This window comes from Candidatus Sarcina troglodytae (genome assembly GCF_015708635.1).
GTDB classification, from domain to species: Bacteria; Bacillota; Clostridia; order Clostridiales; family Clostridiaceae; genus Sarcina; species Sarcina ventriculi.
The window spans coordinates 1,277,864-1,298,819 of record NZ_CP051754.1 but is presented as its reverse complement, the minus strand read 5'-3'; the positions used below and the strand labels follow the sequence as shown (position 1 = coordinate 1,298,819).

The 20,956-nt window shown below is 26.2% G+C and carries 16 protein-coding genes; 11 read left to right on the top strand and 5 right to left on the bottom strand.

The window, feature by feature from the left end; translation table 11 throughout:
• Nucleotides 1-14 precede the first annotated feature (14 nt).
• From glnA to HH195_RS05765, 4 genes are all read left to right on the top strand, one after another.
• Nucleotides 15-1,346: a type I glutamate--ammonia ligase gene (gene glnA / locus HH195_RS05780; protein WP_055256978.1), complete on the top strand. Its 1,332-nt coding sequence runs from the start codon at nt 15-17 to the stop codon at nt 1,344-1,346.
• 24 nt (nt 1,347-1,370) lie between these two features.
• Nucleotides 1,371-1,931: an ANTAR domain-containing response regulator gene (locus HH195_RS05775; protein ID WP_055256977.1), complete on the top strand. Its 561-nt coding sequence runs from the start codon at nt 1,371-1,373 to the stop codon at nt 1,929-1,931.
• 193 nt (nt 1,932-2,124) lie between these two features.
• The gene (locus HH195_RS05770; RefSeq protein ID WP_196370143.1) at nt 2,125-2,994 is read left to right on the top strand and encodes a DMT family transporter; all 870 of its coding nucleotides are present in this window, start codon (nt 2,125-2,127) and stop codon (nt 2,992-2,994) included.
• Between the two features lie 270 nt (nt 2,995-3,264).
• Entirely contained in the window at nt 3,265-4,440 is a 1,176-nt protein-coding gene (locus tag HH195_RS05765; protein WP_196370141.1) for a macrolide family glycosyltransferase, read from the top strand.
• 44 nt (nt 4,441-4,484) lie between these two features.
• Here the strand turns inward: HH195_RS05765 and HH195_RS05760 are convergent, their stop codons facing one another.
• Nucleotides 4,485-5,558 (bottom strand): NAD(P)H-dependent flavin oxidoreductase, encoded by a 1,074-nt coding sequence (locus tag HH195_RS05760; protein WP_196370139.1) that lies wholly within the window; start codon nt 5,556-5,558, stop codon nt 4,485-4,487.
• A gap of 396 nt (nt 5,559-5,954) precedes the next feature.
• Here HH195_RS05760 and HH195_RS05755 point away from each other — a divergent pair, with 396 nt between their 5' ends.
• Nucleotides 5,955-7,994, top strand: a complete 2,040-nt coding sequence (locus tag HH195_RS05755; protein ID WP_196370137.1) for an LTA synthase family protein — start codon at nt 5,955-5,957, stop codon at nt 7,992-7,994.
• Nucleotides 7,995-7,998: 4 nt separating this feature from the next.
• On the opposite strand, the gene lepB is transcribed toward HH195_RS05755, so the two are convergent.
• Nucleotides 7,999-8,538, bottom strand: coding sequence for a signal peptidase I (gene lepB, locus HH195_RS05750; protein ID WP_196370135.1), 540 nt, complete (start codon nt 8,536-8,538; stop codon nt 7,999-8,001).
• A gap of 200 nt (nt 8,539-8,738) precedes the next feature.
• Between lepB and HH195_RS05745 the strand changes: the two genes are divergently transcribed.
• Complete coding sequence (locus HH195_RS05745; RefSeq protein ID WP_196370133.1) at nt 8,739-9,809, top strand: hypothetical protein; 1,071 nt, start codon at nt 8,739-8,741, stop codon at nt 9,807-9,809.
• A 57-nt stretch (nt 9,810-9,866) separates the two neighbouring features.
• Here HH195_RS05745 and HH195_RS05740 read toward each other — a convergent pair whose 3' ends face one another.
• The 3 genes from HH195_RS05740 to HH195_RS05730 form a co-directional block, all read right to left on the bottom strand.
• Nucleotides 9,867-10,061 carry a hypothetical protein gene (locus tag HH195_RS05740; protein ID WP_195924953.1) on the bottom strand — a complete coding sequence of 65 codons (195 nt, stop codon included), beginning with the start codon at nt 10,059-10,061 and terminating at the stop codon, nt 9,867-9,869.
• Between the two features lie 29 nt (nt 10,062-10,090).
• A complete protein-coding gene (locus HH195_RS05735; protein ID WP_196370132.1) occupies nt 10,091-10,537 on the bottom strand; it encodes a VC0807 family protein in 447 nt (148 codons plus the stop codon).
• Between the two features lie 201 nt (nt 10,538-10,738).
• Entirely contained in the window at nt 10,739-11,764 is a 1,026-nt protein-coding gene (locus tag HH195_RS05730) for a branched-chain amino acid aminotransferase (RefSeq protein WP_196370131.1), read from the bottom strand.
• 228 nt (nt 11,765-11,992) lie between these two features.
• Between HH195_RS05730 and HH195_RS05725 the strand changes: the two genes are divergently transcribed.
• From HH195_RS05725 to HH195_RS05705, 5 genes are all read left to right on the top strand, one after another.
• Nucleotides 11,993-13,435 (top strand): DEAD/DEAH box helicase, encoded by a 1,443-nt coding sequence (locus tag HH195_RS05725; RefSeq protein WP_196370130.1) that lies wholly within the window; start codon nt 11,993-11,995, stop codon nt 13,433-13,435.
• Nucleotides 13,436-13,632: 197 nt separating this feature from the next.
• The gene (locus HH195_RS05720; protein WP_196370129.1) at nt 13,633-15,033 is read left to right on the top strand and encodes a DUF2334 domain-containing protein; all 1,401 of its coding nucleotides are present in this window, start codon (nt 13,633-13,635) and stop codon (nt 15,031-15,033) included.
• Between the two features lie 126 nt (nt 15,034-15,159).
• Nucleotides 15,160-16,503 (top strand): NADP-specific glutamate dehydrogenase, encoded by a 1,344-nt coding sequence (gene gdhA / locus HH195_RS05715; protein WP_196370128.1) that lies wholly within the window; start codon nt 15,160-15,162, stop codon nt 16,501-16,503.
• Between the two features lie 184 nt (nt 16,504-16,687).
• On the top strand, nt 16,688-20,404 hold the full coding sequence (locus HH195_RS05710; protein ID WP_196371906.1) for an AAA family ATPase: 3,717 nt from the start codon (nt 16,688-16,690) through the stop codon (nt 20,402-20,404).
• A gap of 298 nt (nt 20,405-20,702) precedes the next feature.
• Nucleotides 20,703-20,951 (top strand): TM1266 family iron-only hydrogenase system putative regulator, encoded by a 249-nt coding sequence (locus HH195_RS05705; protein ID WP_055256965.1) that lies wholly within the window; start codon nt 20,703-20,705, stop codon nt 20,949-20,951.
• Nucleotides 20,952-20,956 lie beyond the last annotated feature (5 nt).

The following is a 20,956-nucleotide window of genomic DNA, read 5'->3' as shown; positions in this document are numbered from 1 at the left end:
AAGGGAGTAAAAATATGGGAAAATATTCTAAAGAAGATATTATAAGATTGGTTGAGGAAAACGATATAAAATTTATAAGACTTCAGTTTAGTGATATTTTTGGAAGTCTAAAAAATGTGTCTATAACGGATAGGCAATTAAATAGAATTTTAGAAAATGGTTGTATGTTTGATGGATCATCTATAGAAGGTTTTGTAAGAATTGAAGAATCAGATATGATTTTAAAACCTCAATTAGATAGCTTTAACATATTTCCATGGAGACCTCAACAAGGAAAAGTTGCTAGATTAATTTGTGATGTTTATAGACCTGATAATATTCCATTTGAGGGTGATCCAAGAAATGTTTTAAAAAAAGTGATAGATGAGGCAAAGAGTTTAGGGTATACAATGAATGTGGGACCAGAGTGTGAATTTTTCCTATTTCATACGGATGACAAAGGACAACCAACTACAATAGCTCAAGATAATGGTGGATATTTTGACTTAGCTCCAACTGACATGGGAGAAAATGCAAGGCGTGATATGACATTAGTTTTAGAGCAAATGGGTTTTGAAATTGAGACATCACATCATGAAGTAGCCCCAGGACAAAATGAAATAGATTTTAAATATGCAGATGCTTTAACTACCGCAGATAATATAATGACATTTAAGCTTATAGTTAAAACAATAGCTCAAAGACATGGTCTTTATGCAACATTTATGCCAAAACCTACATTTGCTGTTAGTGGTTCTGGTATGCATATAAATATATCTCTTTTTAAAGATGGAAAAAATGCTTTTGTAGATGAAAAAGATAAAAATGGCTTGAGTAAAATAGCATATAATTTTATAGGTGGAATAATGGAGAATATTTTAGGGATGATAGCTATTACTAACCCTTTAGTAAATTCTTATAAAAGATTAGTTTCAGGATATGAAGCACCTGTATACATAGCTTGGTCTAATAAAAATAGGAGTCCACTTATAAGAGTTCCAGCATCAAAAAATTATGAAAAAAGAATAGAGGTTAGATGTCCAGACCCAAGCGCAAATCCGTATCTTGTCTTAGCATGTCTTCTAAAGGCAGGTCTTAAAGGGATTAAAGAGAATATAGAAGCTCCCAAAAGTATAGAAAAGAATATTTTTGATATGTCTGCTAAAGATAGAGAACAAGAAAATATTAAGTGTCTTCCAAAGGATTTGAGAGAAGCTATTTCAGAAATGAAAAAGAGCAGTTTGGTTAGAGATGTGTTAGGTGAGCATATATTTAATAAATATATTGAAGCTAAGACTTTAGAATGGAATGAATATGTAAAACAGGTACACCAATGGGAAATAGATAAGTATTTGAAAAAATATTAGATTTAAGAAAAAAGGTGTATTAAAATGGAGATGCAAGGCGGAGTGATAGTAGCTACGGGAAAGGTTGAAGCTAGTGAAAAGATAAAAAGTATACTTATAGAAGGTGGATATGATGTTTTAGGTGTTTGTAAATCTGGAAATGAATTGATAATGAAAACAATTCAGTGTTCACCAGAGCTGGTTATATTAAGTTATAAACTACCAGATACTACGGTTATGGAAGTTTATGATGCTTTAGTTGGAGTATGCGATTTTTTAGTTTTAACAAATGAATCATATTTGTCCATAGTAAGTGAAAATATGGATGTTTATTATCTTCCCCATCCTTTTTCAAGGAGTGTGCTTTTAAATTCTGTAAGCATGATATTTCAAGGCAGAAAGCAAATGGCAAAGCTTCAAAAAAAGGTGAAGAATTTAGAAAATAAGATGGAAGAGAGAAAACTTATAGAAAAAGCTAAGAAAATTCTAATAAAAAATAAAGGAATAACAGAAAATGAAGCTTTTAGATTTATCCAAAAAAAAAGCATGAATACAGGTGAAAAAATGATAAAGATTGCTAAAGATATAATAAGCAAGCAAGAGTGAGTTAGCTTAAAAAGGTAAAATTAGAGAGATGTATGAGGAGATATAGAATAAAAAATTCTATATCTTTATTTTTGGATTAAAGATACAAGAAATAAATTAATATATACAATATAAAAATATGATATTGATAATAATGGGCTAAAGTATTATAATTTTATTAACAATTTGTTTACAAATGAGGAGGCAAAAAATAGTGGATAAACGAATGAAAGGAATTATCTTAATAATATTAGCCGCATTTAGTTGTGCTTGTATGAATGCATTTATTAAAGGTGCTAGTGGAATTCCTCTTGGAGAAAAGGTCTTTTATAGAAATATAATGCTTTTTGTAGTTTCACTTATAATGATTGCAAAAAATAAATCTTCATTATTTGGGCATAAAGGAAATAGAATAGCTTTAATAGGAAGAGGAGCCTTTGGAACCATAGGAATATTGTTAGGATATTACGCACTGTCTCATATGTTATTACCAAATGAAACAGTATTATCAGATTTAAATATCTTTTTTATAATAATATTCTCTTTTATATTCTTAAAAGAAAAAGTAAATATTATTCAAATAATAGCCATAGTAATTGCATTTATAGGTATATTATTTATTGTTCACCCAGGTGGAAGCGTTCCTATTATACCTGCAATAGTTACTATAATATCAGCAGCATTATCTGGTGGAGCCTATACTATAATAAGAGGTTTAAGAGCTAAAGAAAGTCCAGAAACAATTGTGTTTTTCTTAGCATTAGTATCACTAGCCTTTACCGTGCCATCTATGATATTTAATTATGTTACTCCAAACTTTCATCAAATGTTATGTTTGCTTGGAGCAGGATGTGGTATAGCTGGATTTGAAGTGTGTGGAACTATTGCGTATAAATATGCAGCTGGAAAAGAAATATCTATATTTGGATATACAGAAGTGTTATTTGCAGCAATTATATCACTTGCGGTGTGGGGAGAACTTCCACAAGTTGTAGCGTACATAGGATATGCTCTTATAATTGTTGGAGCGATTATAGTATTTTTATATGATAGATCATTATATAGAAAGAAAAAAACTACATAAAATTTATTTTAATAAAAAGATAAACTTTATATTATTTAAGGTTTATCTTTTTAATTTATTTTGTAAATAGTTGAATAAATTAAGAAGATAAAAGAAAAATAAATATTAAATAATACTAATCAGTATAAAAGTATTATAGAAAAAATACGAAATTTGAAGAAAATTAAAGGATAATTAATGTATATTGAAAAATACACCTATATTATTAAAAATATATTTTTTTATTTATGATATAAATATATGAGTACATAAATTATAAGGAGTGATAAAATGGCAAAAGGACTGTTTTTAATATTTCCAGGGCATGGACATGTTAACCCTACCATTGGATTGGTAACAGAATTAATAAATAAGGGTGATCAAATTACATATATAACAGCAGAAGAATTTAGAGATAAATTAGAAAAACTTGGTGTTGAATTTAAAGGATATGATGAAGAATATAGTGTAGATCCAAATAATAAAGAGGGTATGATAGCAGTTGTAAGAAAAGCTATTGGCATATATAGGAATTTAATAGAGCTTGCACTTAAGCAAGAGGGTACATTTGATTATTTAGTGTGCGACTCAATTGTAAATCCAGGTAAAAAATTGATTAGAAAATTAGGAATAAAAAAGACAATATCTTTATCAACAACTTTTGGGTTGAACGAGAAAGTAATAGAGGAGTCAAGAAAAACTAATAATTTTTCAGAACTTGAAAAATATAAAGATAAGTTGAAAGAGTTAGAAAAAGATATAAAAGACTTAGAAAAAGATTTTGAAATGGAAATTCCAGATGTAACAAAGATTTTTTTAGGCGCAAAGATGGATTTAAATTTAGTATTTACATCTAAATATTATCAACCTCTTGCAGAAACTTTTGATGAAAGTTATAAATTTATAGGGCCATCAATAGCTGATAGAAAGGAATTACAGGATTTTAAAATAGAAAATCCGCAAAATAAAAAAATTGTATTTATATCATTGGGAACTGTTGCAAATAAAAATTTAAGTTTCTATAAAAATTGTTTTGAAGCTTTAGGCTCAAGAGATGATTTAATAATTATAATGTCTATTGGAAAAAGAATAAATATAAAAGATTTAGGAGAAATACCTGAAAACTTTAAATTATACAATTATGTTCCACAACTTGAAGTGTTAAAACAAGTTGATCTTTTTATAACTCATGGTGGAATGAATAGTTCTAGTGAGGGATTATATAATAATATACCTTTAATTGTGGTTCCTCAATTTGGAGACCAGTTTATGGTTGCAGCTAGAGTAGTTCAATTAAGTGCAGGAGTATCTTTAATAAAGGATGTAGATTCAGATTCTATAAAGGAAGCTGTAAATAAAATATTAGAAAATGACTCATATAAAGAAAATGCAAGAAAAATAGGTGAATCTTTAAAAGAAGCAGGTGGATATAAAAGAGGGGCCAACTTATTGCATGAAATTCTATAAAAGTGGATTCAATTTTGAATCCACTTTTTTATAATTGAATTTAATTAAACAGATAGTATTTCATCTTGAAGTTCATTCATAAGTTCTTGAACAGAAACTAATTTGTTTACTTTGTAAGCATTGGAACCGCAAAATAAAAGTCCTTCATCAAGATTTCCTTGTACAGCGTTTATAAGAGCTTTGCTTATGCAATAAGGAGTATCTTTAGGATTGCAAGGTGTTAAGCAATTATAACAGTATGTTACAGGGATTTTTCCTGTTTTTGATGTTTTAGCAAATTTATTTAAAATAGCTCTCCCAGGCATACCAACAGGACTGCTAACTATGGCGATATCTTCTTCTTGACAGTTTATGTAGGAATTTTTGTATTCATCGCTAGCATCACATTCAAAAGTGCCTACAAATCGTGTTGCCATTTGAACTCCAGAGGCACCAAGCTTTAGATATTTAGCAATATCGAATCCATCGAAGACCCCTCCTGCTACGACAACTGGAATTTTTTTGTTGTATTTTTCTTCATATATTTTGACTTCATTAAGTATTTCAGGGATAGTGTTATCGAAATTTTTTATGTCATCTTCTAATTTATCTTTAGAAAAGCCTAAATGGCCTCCTGCTTTAGGACCTTCTATTACAAGCATATCAGGAGTTACATTATTATGTCTATCCCAAAGTTTTAATAAAACTTTAGCACCTTTTAAAGATGATATTATAGGTGCTAGTTTTACGTTAGAATCTTTAGCTTTAGCTATTTTAGGTAAAGAAGTTGGCATTCCGGCACCAGATATTATAATATCTGCACCACCTTCAATGGCAGCCTCAACATATTTATTATAATTAGTTAATGCAACCATTATATTAACTCCTATAATACCTCCTTTAGCTTTTTCTTTAGCAATTTTTATATGCTTCTTTAAAGCTCTTATATTGGCTTCTACAGTATTAGTTAAGAAGTCTTCTTCTAAAAACCCTATTTGTGCTGAAGAGATAACTCCAATGCCACCTGCAGCAGCTACGGCACCTGCTAAGTTAGATAAAGATACTCCAACCCCCATTCCACCTTGAACAATGGGTAATTTAGCAACCAGGTTGCCAATAACAAGCGGTTTAATGTTCATTACATATAACATCCTTTCATTATGTATTAATATTATAATTTATCTTAAAAAAAATTATCATTTTGTTTATTAAATGATGAAATCATATTCAAGTTAAGTTTAAATTAACTTATAAGTATTATTGTTTAATATAAGTTAAGTTTAACTTTATAGAAATATGACTATATTATAAATTAAATTTTAAAATCTAACAAGACAAAAATTTAAAAATTCCATTATTAGGGTTATATTGATAAATATTTAGCCAATAATTACTAATAATATTATCTTAAAGATGATTTTTTTATAAAATATATAATATAAATAAAAATGTAGAAAAAATAGTATTATTAGTATATAATGTTGTTATTTAAAAAATAATTTAATAATAATTGAATTAAGGGGGAATTTTAAAGAGTGAACAAAAATAAAATGCGAATAAATAAAGAAAAATCAAGCAAATTAAAACCAAACATATTAAATGTATTAATATGGATTATAGGTTCTTTTTTTATAGTTTTTTTAGGAGAAGCGCTTCAAAGAGGGAGTGTAAATGAAGCGATTAAATTTATAGTAAGTAGAAATATAGTGTTTTTTTCAAATTATATGATAGTTTTAGCAATTACATCTTTATCATTTTTGTTTAGAAGAATGAAATCGTCTTATATAGTTATATCAATATTGGTTATGAGTTTTTACATTGGAAATTATTTTATAGAAAAATTAAGAGGTACGCCTATCATGTGGGCTGATGTTTATTCTATAAAAGATGGAGCATCAATAGCTAATAATTATATAAATAAGAAAACTATAATCATTTCAGCAATAATAATTTTAGTAATTTTTACATTATTATTTTTTATAAGAAAAATAGAAAAGCCACAATATAGTAGGGGAAAATCGTTTATAAGAGGGGTTATTATAGTTATACCTACAGTTATTTTAACAAGTGGAGTATTATATTGTACAGACAATATAATGGGCAGATTTTATAGGTACAGATGGGATATGCCAAGCACCTATAAAAACAATGGCTATTTATTTTCATTTATAGATAGTGCAACTGGTTTTAAAGTGGAAAAGCCTCATTCTTATAGTAAAAATTTGTTAAATGAAATACAAAACAATATAGAATCAAATGAGGAAGTAAAGGATGTTTTTAGTGAAGTTAACACTTTAGAAAAGAAAGAAAATACAACTCCAAATATAATAGTAGTTCAATTAGAATCTTTTTTTGATATGAATTTAATTGATGGAATAAAACTTTTAAAAGATCCTATCCCAAACTTCAGAAATTTATATGAAAATTTTAGTAGTGGACTTGTAAAAGTTCCTACATTTGGTGGGGGAACTGTAAGAAGTGAATTTGAAATGTTGACAGGTCTTTCTATGGGATTTTTCCCTGTTGGTGAAATACCTAATAACAATGTGTTGAAAAGAATGCCAGTAGAAAGTTTAGCGTATATATTAAAGGATATTGGATACACAACAAGTGCTGTTCACAATCATACTGGGAATTTTTATAATAGAGATTTAATATATAAAAATTTAGGTTTTGAAAATTATGTGTCTAAAGAATATATGACAAAATTTAAAAACGATACAACTTATGCGCCAGATATATTAAATTTAGATACTATTAAAACATTGTTAGAAAGTGATGAACCACAGTTTATATATAATGTAACTGTTGAGAGTCATAGCCCATATAATCATGATTATACAAGAGATAATAGAATAGTTTCAGGGGATTTCTCAGAAGAAACTTTAAATCAATTAGAACATTATGCAAGTAAAGTAGAAGGGGTTGATGAATATATTGGCTCATTAATAGATTATTTAAGTTCAATAGATGAACCAACAATTGTATTAATGTTTAGTGATCATCTTCCACAATTAGATGCAATAACTGATGAAGATGAGGATTTTGTGGGAGATAATAAATACAATACTCAATATTTTATATGGGATAATATGGGGCTTGATGTGACAAAGGAAAATATGAATGCATATCAATTGGGTAGTGCAATGCTTAGTAAAATTAATATGGCATCTTTAGGGGTTATAACTTCTTTTCATGAAAATTGTAAAGGTAATGAAGATTATGAAGAAAAATTTGAAAACCTTCAATATGATATATTATTTGGAGATAAATATATATATAATGGAAAGAACCCATATAGCACGGTAAACACTAATATGGGAATTGAAGATATTGTTATAGATAATGTAATTATAGATAATGAAAAGATAACAATAGAGGGTGAAAATTTTACAAGGTTTAGCAAAGTATTTATTAATAATAAAGAAGTAGATACAGTTTTTGTTAGTAATAATGAGTTGGAAGTTTACAATATTCCTAAGAACATTGTAGATGTAAAAATTGGTCAAATTGGTTTATATAATAAAGCACTAAGCTATTCTAATGTATACAATATAAGTAAATTATATAACTAATCAGTCACTGCAATGTATTAATTATTTTGTTTAAAATACAAAATTTTAATAATACTTTACCCTCAATAGATGTCTTGTCAATAAGTCCGAAATATCGAGAATCACAACTAACATCTCTATTATCCCCTAAAACAAAATATTTGTTTTCGGGGATAATTACTTTTAAGTTAAAATACGAACTAGATAAGTTTTTAATATAAGGTTCTTCCAGTAATGTGCCATTTAAAAAAATTTGATTATTAATAATTTCTAGAATATCTCCAGGAACGCCTATAATTCTTTTAACTATAAATTTTTCTTCATTATTATCAACGTATTTTATGTTTACAATATCACTATAACTTGGGGTTTTATTATTATAAGAATTTAATGATACCAATAAAACATCGTCTGAATGAATAGTGTTTTCCATAGAAGTTCCGTATACTTTATACAATTTAAAATTAGAGGAAAAAATGTATAAAATAGTTACAGATATAACTATGGATAGTATTAAAGTTTTGTAATCATTTTTTGTTATATTTAAATTTTTAAAAACTTTCATATAAGATACCTCAAAATAATATATATATTTTTAAAATTCAAAAAATGTCTTAAAAAATAGTATAATAATAAATTATTGCCCAACATTAATAATTTATTACATTGAAACTGAAAGTAGAAGTGTATAAATAAAAGGAAACATTTATAGGTATTTAGAGTAAATTAATAGGGAGAAGTTATAAATCTTAGGATGTGAGCTTTATGGGGAATTTAATAAATTACTATGGAATGGGAAATACAGCTAAGGGAAGTGTGGATTTTTATCAATCAATATTCCAAGGTTTAAATACTATCTATGGTTTAAAAGGAGGGACAAGTTCTTTTAAGACTCAATTATTAAAAAAAATTTCTAATAACTATAGCAAACTTTATAAAGTGGATGTAATAAATAGTTCAATAGATATAAATAAAATAGAAGGTATCATAATAAATGAATTAAAATTTGCTATCGTAGATTTAACACCTATTCATGGGAAAAAGCCTGTAAATAGTGAGGTTGATTTAATAGAAATAGATTTAACAGAGGCTGAAAATAAGAACATACTAAAAATAAATAACTTAAATTTAAATGCTTTAAAAAAATCGTTTAGCGAAAATATAAAAAAAGCAACAAAAGAATATGAAAAAGCACTAGAAATACATGATATATGGGAAACATTTTATATAAGTAATATGGATTTTAAAAGAGCTAATAATCTTTCAAATGAAATAATAGATAAAATAGTGCCTAAGAAGAAAATAAATGAAAGCTTAGGGGTTATTTATGATAGGTATTTAGGAGCCGCAACACCTGTAGGTTCTAAAGATTATATAATAAATTTAACAGATGGATTAAAAAGATATTTTTTAAAGGGAAGACCTGGGACAGGTAAATCAACAATACTTAAAAAGATAGCAAACAAATTAATAGAGAAAGGGTACAATATAGAAGTATATCATTGTGGTTTTGATCCTAATAGCTTAGATATGGTTATTTGTAGAAATTTAAATTTAGCTATATTTGATAGCACATCTCCACATGAATATTTTCCTGATAAAGAGGATGATGAAGTTATAGATGTTTATAAAGAATGTGTAAAAGCAGGGACTGATGAAAAGTATAGTAAGGAATTAAATCAAATAATTAAAAGATATAAAGAAAAAGTAAAATTAGGAACAAGATATTTGGGCTTGGCAAAGGTCATATCAGATAAAATAGAAGCAGTTTATGCTAAAGCTTTTAAAGATGAAGAAGCACAACAAATAGTAGAAAAATATTTAAAGTTTTCTTAGATAACAAAGGAACTAAAAAGAATTTTATCTTTTTAGTCCCTTTATTTATGTATAAAATTAAATATGTTTTAAAGAAAAACAATCATTTATTATAGAATTTTTTATAGTATGTCTAATTTTATTTCTATAATGTATAGTCCAAAGAATAGTAAGACCTATAACTACATATGTTACAAGATTTGAAACAACTAAAAATACAGAAACTGATGTGTAAAAAACAAGAATAGTTTTTAGTGTTGCGTCAGTTAACATGGCTAATCCCCAAACTAAATTTATAAATTTTATAGAAAATCTAAAATAGTTTGTTTGCCAAAGTTGCTCAATTGTATTTTCATTAAATGTTTCTTTATCAGGTTCAAATTTAAGTATAAAATAATATACAAGAGGTTTTTTAAAAGTAGAGTAATTAAAAAAGTAAAGCCTAAAATATACGTTACAAAAGATTCTTTAAGCAATAAAAATTTCTCACTTCCACCTAAAAATACGCATCCAATTTCCATAGCAAAACTAGCTAACATAAGTATTCCAAACGCATCTACTTTTTTTTCTTTTAAAACTTCATAGATATTGTAAAAAATAGGAGCTGTAATTGCTATTATGAGTGAATTTAAACTTGAAAAATAAATCATAAAAAAATGATAAAGAACCAAAGGAAGAATTGAGTTTATTAAAACACTAGGTAAAACAAGTTTGATTAATGATTTAATAATCTCTTTTTTACTTTCCATATTGTCACCTTCATTACTAAGTAATTTAATATTTTTAATTATAATTATATAAAAAAATATTATATAGGTCTAATAATAAAAAAGAAAATATACAAAATAAAGGATATAAAAAAACTATATTAAAAGAATTAACGAAAATTTAATAATAAAAGGTAAAAAATAAGGGATAAAAGATATTATCCTTCTATCCCTATGATAAAATTATTTAATTTTATAAATCCATCCTTCAGGAGCTTTGACATCTCCAAATTGTATTCCAACCAAAGTATCATAAAGTTTTTTGGTTATAGGACCAACTTCTGTTTCACTATAAAATACATGAAGTGTGTTTTTATATTCGATTCCACCAATTGGAGTTATAACAGCTGCTGTTCCACAAGCCCCTGCTTCTTTAAAGATATCTAGATTATCTATATATACATCACCTTCAGATACCTTTAAACCAAGATATTCCTTAGCTATATGCATTAACGAATATTTTGTTATACTAGGTAGAATAGATGGTGAAAGAGGGGTGATGAATTCATCATTTTTAGTTATACCAAAAAAGTTTGCAGCTCCTACTTCCTCTATTTTTGTATTAGTTGCAGGGTCTAGATATATACAATCTGCAAATCCTCTTTTTAAAGCTATTTCATGAGCTTGCATACTAGCTGCATAATTTCCACCAACCTTTGCAGAGCCAGTTCCACGAGGGGCAGCTCTATCATAATCAGAAATCATAAAGTTTACAGGTTTTAACCCTTCTTTAAAATAAGCTCCAACTGGTACACAAAATATTCCAAATAAGTATTCAGGTGCTGGTTTTACACCTATATTATGACCAACTCCAATTACAAATGGTCTAAGATAAAGAGTAGCTCCAGTTCCATATGGAGGTACAAAACGTTCATTAGCTTTAACAACATCAATGCATGCATTGATGAACTTTTCCTCGGGAATTTCAGGCATTAAAAGTTTTTTTAGAGAATTGTTTATTCTTTTTGAATTTTCATTTGGTCTAAATAACTGAATAGAACCATCCTTAGTTCTATATGCTTTTAATCCCTCGAAGCATTGTTGTCCATAGTGAAGTGCAGTTGATGCTTCGCTTATTGAGAGCATATTATCTTCTGTAAGATGACCTTCGTCCCAAGCCCCATTTTTCCAAGTGGAAATATAACGAAAATCAGTTTTTATGTAGTTAAATCCAAGATTATTCCAATCAATATTTGTTTCTTGTTTCAAAAAAATCGCCCCTATCAAAAATAATTTACTAATTTTAAATCTTGAGTATTTAAACCCTTTAATATTTTATCATTAAATAGTTAACTGATAAAGAGGGATAATGAACAAAATGTAAATTTATTCAAAATTATTTGTGTAAACTATATGATTTAAAAACTGGATTAATAGTATAAAATATTATATAGTTATACGGTAACTAAGAGAAAAATTAAAATTTAAGGAGATAATATGGAAAATAAATTTAGAGATTTTAAACTGGATATAAATATACTAAAGGCAATAGAAAATTTAGGTTATGAAAAGCCTTCAAGTGTTCAAAAAGAAGTTATACCGAATCTTTTAGATAAACAAGATGTTATAGTTAAATCTAAAACAGGTAGTGGAAAAACTGCAAGTTTTGGTCTTCCTTTATGTCAAAGTATAGATGTGGAGAACAATAAGGTTCAAGCAATAATATTAGCTCCTACAAGAGAATTGGTTCTTCAAATAAAAGAGGATTTATCTAACATAGGAAGAATTAAAAAAGTTAGATGTGAAGCCATTTTTGGGAAACAATCAATGGAAGGGCAAATAAAAAAATTAAAACAAAGAACTCATATGGTGGCAGGAACACCAGGGAGAATTATAGATCATTTAGAGAAAAAAACATTAGATCTTAGTAGTGTAGAGTTTGTGATATTAGATGAAGCTGACAAGATGCTTAGTATGGGATTCATAGAGCAAATAGAAGATATATTAAAAAAAGTAAATAAAAATGCAACGGTAGGGCTTTTTTCAGCAACACTTCCAGAAAAAATAGAATATCTTTGCAAAGTTTATATGAAAAAACCTAAATTTATTGAGGTAAAGACTTTAGATTTAGAAAAAAAAATACAAGAAAATTATATAGCTTTAGATGTAAAAGAAAAGAAAAGAGCCTTATGGCAATTTTTATATGCAAAACATCCGAATCAATCTATAGTTTTTTGTAATACCAAAGACAGGGTTAATGAGGTTTTAAAGGAATTAAAATATGAAAATATTTTAGCTAAGAGTATTCACGGTGGTATGGAACAAAGAGATAGATTATCTGTTATGGAAAAATTTAAAAATAAGGAATTTAAGGTTTTAGTAGCTACTGATGTAGCGTCTAGAGGGATTCATATACATGATTTAAGTCTTGTAATAAATTATGAAGTTCCTATGGAAAATGAAAGTTATGTTCATAGAATAGGTAGAACGGGGAGAAATGGTAAAGAAGGAGTAGCTATATCTTTTGTGGCTGAATATGAAAAAAGATTTTTACAATCAATTAAAGAATATACTAAAAAAGATATAAAAGAGATTTTTTATCCAAGTAAAGAGGAGATATTAGACGGGAAAAAAATATTCAAAAAAGATCAAAGTGAAATATTAAAAAATTCAAAAGTAAAGGTAGCAAAAAAAGAAATTCATAAGGATATAATAAAAATTCATATAAATGCAGGTAAAAAGAAAAAAATAAGGGCTTTAGATATTTTAGGGTGTTTTAGTAATTTAAATGGATTAACTGGAGAAGATATAGGAATTATAGATATTTTAGATAATATATCATATGTCGATATTTTAAATGGAAAAGGAAATATAGTATTAAAGAATAACACAGTTAAAATAAAAGGAAAAAATGTAAAAATAGAAAAAGCTAGAAAATAATCACATATTAATACAAAATATTTCTAAAATAAAAGTTTTATGGTATAATTTATTCAGTCAAAAATCAAGTATAAAAGGGATATGAGATATTGTTAAAATATTTAGAAATTATTAAATTTTATTGTTTTTAATATTAAGGATAATTAAAATATGATTTATGAATATAATATAGATTAGTATTATGGAGATACCAATAAATGAAACAAAGTATGCTTTTGAAATTTTTAGGGATAATATTTGTTTTGCTATATTTTCCTAAAGGGGAAATGGTTGTGGCAACTGATTATACAGATGTACTTATAATTGAAAATAGTGCAGAAAATTATATTGTTACTGAAGCAATAAAAAATGTATTAGGAGTATATGGGGCAAAAGAAAGATGTATAAAAGATGTTGAATATAATTATGGAGAGTTATTTAATTATGATAAGGTTATAATTATTTCTAATGTTAATAATATATCAAATTCAGAATTAATACTTGATTTAGAAAACTTTAGCGGAGATATATTTTGGGTAGGGTCTGGAGTATCACAAATACTAAAAGATAATGTTAATGAAGAACACGGTACAGTGTGGAAGATGAATAATGTATGGAATATGGTTATAATTCCAAATGAATTTGAATCTTTTTTGACTCTAACAGAAGCATTTAATTTATTTTTTGAGAAAGAAAATGACGAATATTTAAGAATGTTTTTAAAGATAACAAATGTTAATACGTTATCAGATAGCACTAAGTTAAAGGAAATAGCAGATTATTTACATAGTGAAGGAGTACCTTTTATAATAGTGTTAGATGAAATACTAGATATAAAAAATTTAAGTATTAATGAAAATGATATAATTTATTATAATGTTAAAGAATTTTTTTCTACCATAAGATATATGATTGATAAAGGTGGTAGCGTAGTAATAAAAAATAATTTTATACATAAAGATTATTTAGCAAATGAAAATGATGAAAAAAATATATTAGAAAAATTTATTATAGAGTGTGTAAAAAATAATATTTATCCATTAGGGATAGAAATAACTAGTGAAAAAGATTTTGAAAAGTTAAAAAATAGTTTTAATACGTTTATGTATAGTGGTGAATTAAATAATGTTTTTAAATATCCCTTTATAATAACTGATTTTCAAAATAGTTACAATATAATAACGAATAATGTGGGAAAGATTGATAGTAATAATAAGAATTGGCTTCAAAATATAGAATATAATATAAAAAAATTATCAAAGGTAAGGGGAAGTGTAGGTACGGTATCTTACAATTCAATTTTAGACATAGAATATTTAAAGCAAATTGTGAAAAATTTGAATAAAGAAAATATAAAATACTTTGATTTAAGTTATATGAAAAACAAAATTGAATTAAATAAAATAGAAATAAGTTCATCTAATGGAGATATAAATTGTATCATAAAATCATATGATGATGAGAATATTTTAAATACGCAAAATGAAAACGCTGATTTAAAAAAGAATTTTTTTCATACCAAATTAAATTTTATATTCTTAGGAAGTATAGTGATATTAAGTATATTATTCATATTAATATACAATTATTGTAAAAATAACAATAACAAAATAGCATAAATGTTAAATGAATAATAAATAATAGATAAAAATATTAAATTATTAAAAAATACTTCTATCATTGAAAAAAATATAGTATAATATGTATAAAGTTAAAAATTTATATGTTGAAGGGGGAGTTTTCAAATGGACGCAAAAGTTTATGTAGAAAATCTATTATGTAGTTTAGAACAAAATAATAAAGGTGAAAAAGAATTCCTAGATGCTGCAACAGAAGTTTTAACATCTATTGTACCAGTTTTAGAAAAAGATAAAAGATATATAGAAGAAGGAGTTTTAGAAAGATTGGTAGAACCTGAAAGGGTTATTATGTTTAGAGTTCCTTGGATTGATGATAATGGAAATGTTAGAGTTAATAGAGGATATAGAGTTCAATTTAATAGTGCTATTGGACCTTATAAAGGTGGTTTAAGATTTCATCCTTCAGTAAATTTAAGTATTATAAAATTTTTAGGATTTGAACAAATATTTAAAAATTCTTTAACTTCACTTCCAATAGGAGGTGGAAAAGGAGGATCAAATTTTGATCCTAAAGGAAAATCAGATAGAGAAATAATGAGATTTTGTCAAAGTTTTATGACAGAGCTTTATAGACATATAGGAGAAAATGTGGATGTTCCAGCTGGAGATATTGGAGTTGGTGGTCGTGAAATTGGTTATATGTATGGTCAATATAAAAGAATAAGAGATTCTTTTGATGGAGTTTTAACTGGTAAAGGACTAAGCTATGGTGGTAGTTTAGCAAGAACTGAAGCTACAGGTTATGGACTTGTTTATTTAGTTGATGAAATGCTAAGAGATAATGGGAAAGACTTTAAAGATAAGACTGTTGTAATATCAGGATCAGGAAATGTTGCAATATATGCTACTGAAAAGGTTCAAGCATTGGGCGGAAAAGTTGTAGCACTTTCAGATTCATCTGGATATATTTATGATAAAGATGGAATAAATCTAGATGTAGTAAAGGAAATTAAGGAAGTTAAAAGAGGCAGAATAAAAGAGTATTTAAATTATAAAAAAGATGCAGTATATACAGAGGGTTGCAAAGGTATATGGAGCATAAAATGTGATATAGCCCTTCCTTGTGCGACTCAAAATGAAGTTGATGCTAAATCAGCTAAACTTTTAGTGTCAAATGGAGTTTTTGCACTTGGAGAAGGAGCTAATATGCCATTAACTTTAGAGGCACAAAAGGTGTTATTAGATAATAATGTTTTATTTGCACCAGCAAAGGCTGCAAATGCAGGTGGAGTTTTAACATCTGCATTAGAGATGAGCCAAAATAGCCAAAGACTTTCTTGGACATTTGAAGAAGTTGATAAGAAACTTAAGGAACTTATGGTTAATATATATTATAATGCGAAAAATGCTGCAAAAGAATATGGATATGAAGGAAATCTTGTAGTTGGAGCAAATATTGCAGGATTTTTGAAAGTTGCAGATGCGATGTTAGCTCAAGGCATAGTTTAAAAGTAATTCATAAAATAAAAAGTGGGATAAGAATTTTCTTATTCCTCTTTTTTTATTGTTTAATTATTATTAAATAATAATTTTTATTGCTAGATAATATTAATAATATTATAATAAATATAAATAATATTATTTGATATAATTAAACATACTAATAAATAAGAAAAGAGGTGTTTCTTAATTGATTAATACAAATGAAAAATTTATAGATATAAAAAAGAGTTTAAATAATAGATTAATAGGTCAAGATAAATTTATAGAAAAACTTTGTACATATTTTCAAAAAAAAATTGAAAGTGACCAAAGAGGAATAATTTTTATTAATGGAGAAAAAGATACAGGTAAAAAATTAAGCATAAAATGTCTTTTTGAAAAATTAAAAGAAAAAAATTTAATTAAAGTAGGAGTAGTAGAACAAATTGATTTAGGCTCATATAACTTTAATTATGGATATAATGCTTTTTTAACTGATATTTATGAAAAATTAAAAAGTGATTCAGAATGTTTAATTTTTAGAAATATAGAAAATGCAACAAAAGATATTTTAAAAACATTGTCTAAAATATCACCAAATAGTTGTATAAAGTTAAAGGATAATTATGTAATAAAAAATCAAATATTAGTCGAATCTAGTGAAAAAAGTTATGAAAACATAAAAGAGATTACATGTAATAACAAATTTTTGGTTTTTGTATCAGATGAAAAGAAAATAGATTTAAATAAATATTTTCCTAAAGATTATTCTAAGATGGTAGATGCAATTTTTTATACTAAATCTTTGGATGAGAATGAAAGAAGAAGTGTAGTTCATAGAGAAGTATTAAAAACAATAGAGAAAATAAAAAATGATTTAAAATTAGATGTTATATATGACATAAATGAAAATGATAATTTAGAAAAACAATATGGTATGTGCCATTATCTTCAAGAAACTTATGTGAAAAATGATAATTTTGGAATATCAGATTATGTTAAGTCAAGATTATATGATCCAATTAAAAATTTAATGATAAATGAACATATAGGGATTGAAGAAAGAGCATTAATATATGTAGAAAACAATACTATTTTATGTAAAACAGATAAAGAGGTATATGATTTAAACAATTATTCAATGCCAACATTAGAAGAGGTTAAATATAAATTAAACTCTATAATAGGAATGTCAAATTTAAAAGAATTTATAAATAGTATAGATAATAATTTTAAAGTGCAAAGAATAAGGAAAAGACTTGGTCTTAAAAATTCAAATATATCTTTAAATATGATATTTGAAGGTAATGCAGGGGTTGGAAAAACTAATGCTGCAAGAATAACTTATGAATATTTAAATGCTCTTGGAATATTGTCAACTGGAATATTTATAGAAGCTAGTAAGGCTGATTTTGTAACTGAAAATTTAAATGATACAGCTAAGAAGACTATGGAAGTTGTAAATTCTGCCTTAGGAGGAGTATTATTTATTGATGAGGCATATTCTTTGTGTGAGAGTGAAGATGATAAAATAGGAAAAGAGATAATAGAGGCATTACTTAAAGGGATTGAAGATAATAAAAATGATTTAATAGTTATTTTAGCTGGTTATGAAAGAGATATGGAAAATTTCTTATCTATTAACCAAGGGTTAAAATCAAGATTCCCAAATACTATTGCTTTTGAGGATTATAATCCTGTGGAAATGTATGAAATAGCTGTAAATATAGCAAAGTCAAAAGGATATAGAATAGACAAATCTGCTAAAGAAGGATTAATAGATTTGTTTACAAAAAATCAATTGATAGGTAAAAGTGATTTAGGAAATGCTAGATTTGTAAGAAATGTTGTAGAAAATGCTATAATGGATGCTTCTAAAAAATATTTAACTGATAATAAAAAGCAAATTGACCTTTTAGAAAAAGATAATTTCAATTTTAAAGTAAATGCAAAATTTAATTTAGAAGAAAAATTAAAAAGTATAATAGGATTAGATGAAGTTAAAACTCTTATAAGAAATCAATATAAACTTATAGCGGCGCATGAAAAGAGAAAAGCAGCTGGTGTTGAAACAAAACTTGAGCAAAATTTAAACATGGTTTTTGCTGGAAATCCTGGAACTGGAAAAACAAGTGTGGCAAGGCTTGTAGCTGAAATGTTAAATAGTATGGGACTTTTAAAAATAGGTCAACTTATAGAAACAGACAGATCAGGCTTTGTTGCAAATACTACAGAAGAAACTGCAAAAAAAACAGAGGATAAATTTAAAGAAGCAATTGGCGGAATATTATTTATAGATGAAGCTTATACTTTAGCTAATGATAAATTAGGTAGAGATGCGATAGAGGTTTTATTAAAACTTATTGAAGATTATTCAAATGAGGTTATAGTTATTTTAGCTGGATATGAAAAAGAAATGGAAAATTTCTTTGATGTAAATATAGGATTAAGGTCAAGATTTCCACTTTGGACGACATTCCAAGACTATAATCCTGATGAACTTTTACAAATGGCTATAAAACTTATAGAGAAAAATGGATTTAAATTATCAAAAAATGCATATATTTCTTTAAAAAATAGTTTGATAGATGTTTATGAAAACTCAGATGCACAATCTGGAAATGGTAGAATGGTTCGAAATTATGTTGAAAATCTTATAAGAAATCAAAGTATAAGAATTGCTGAAAATGATATAAGTGTGTATGAGATGAATCTTATAACAACAAGAGATATTGAAAAAATAAATGAGGCAGAACATATAAATACTTATGATTTAGAACAAAAGCTAAATGAAGTTATTATTGCTGAGAATTCAAAACAATTTATAAGAAATCAATATAATCTAACAAGGGTTAATAAAAAGAGACAACGTCTAGGGATGAGAACAGAAGTTAATAGGCTTATGAATATGGTATTTATAGGGGAAGATGGAACCGGTAAAAAAACAGCGTTAAAAATATTAAGTGAGATGTATTATAACTTAGGTATGGTTAAATCAAAGAATTTAATGGAATTGGCTGCAAGAGATATATTACTTATGCTAAAAGACGGAAATAAATTAAAAGATATTTTAGGAGAATCTTTAGGAAGAGTCTTATATATAAATGACTTTAATCTTTTAATGGAAGAGGATAATAATGAATATATTTTAGATGCATTATTAAAGTTTATAGATGAAAATAAAACAAAGGTTATAGTGGCATTGAGTGGAGATGGAGATAAACTAAGATGTCTTTATGCAGGTAACTCTGATTTTAGTGGAAGATTTCCACTTTGGTTGAATTTTTCACCGTATAATTTAGAACAGCTTATAGGGGTTGCAAGATATTCTTTAAAAGAAAAAGGATTTGTGCTTAGCAAAGGTACAGATGAGCTACTAAAAAGTATTATGGATGAGTTTTCAAACAATAAAAAATTATCAATAAAAAACGGAATAATGGTTAAAAAATTTATAGATACTTTAATTAGAGTTCAGAGCATAAGAGTTAGTACAGGTTCTTTATCAGCAAAAGAAATAAATACTATAATAGATAAAGATATTTTATTAACTAAAGAAAGATTTATTGAAAGAAATATTTTTGCATGTGAACTATGTAAAGATGGTGCTGGACTTGGAATTTTATGTAGAAGAAAGAATAATGATAGAATAATTGCAAATAGGAGAAATGTAAGGGCATTTACAATTGAAGATAAGAAAGATATTAAACCTTTGTTTGTAGAAGATATAGAAAAACACGAACTAACAGAAGAAAAAAGAATGAAAAAGAGTGAAGTGGAAAAAGAAAGAGAAATAATTGAACCACAAACTAAATTAAATTCTGAATTATTAAAGGAAGAACTTCTAAATATTAAAAATCTTTTTGATTTAAATGTTATAGACGAAAGTGAATTTAAAGTTCTAAAAGCAAAAATAATAAGTAAATATTAAAAGAATATATTAATATAAGTATTGACAATATGTTTTTAAAAATTTAATATAAAAGTGTAAGTTAATTTAAATTATTATTTTCATTATAATGAGATGTTCTTATTTTAATGTAATAGCAGTTAAAGTTTATTGTCTAACAGAAAAGAAATGCTAATCTGGAAGACTAACACATAATTATTTATAAAGTTTATTAATGCTAATGAAGGTTATAAATTATGTTTAGCCTATGTGAATAAATATAAACCTAGTTTTCTGTTTGAGAAAGCTAGGTTTATTGTTTTTTAGAGGAGGAGTTTTTATGGAAAAAATAGCTGTTATAAGTGCTATTTTAGAAGATCCTATAAAGAGTCAGGAAGAGTTTAATGATATCCTTATTAATTTTAGAGGCAAAATTAAAGGGAGAATGGGAATACCAATAAGAGAGGATATAACAGTTATATCTATAATACTTACAGGTAAGTTGGATGAAATAAATAGTCTTACAGGAAAGTTAGGAAAAATTCAAGGAGTAAGTATAAAAACTGCTATAGGTAAAAAAGAAATTTAAGGAGA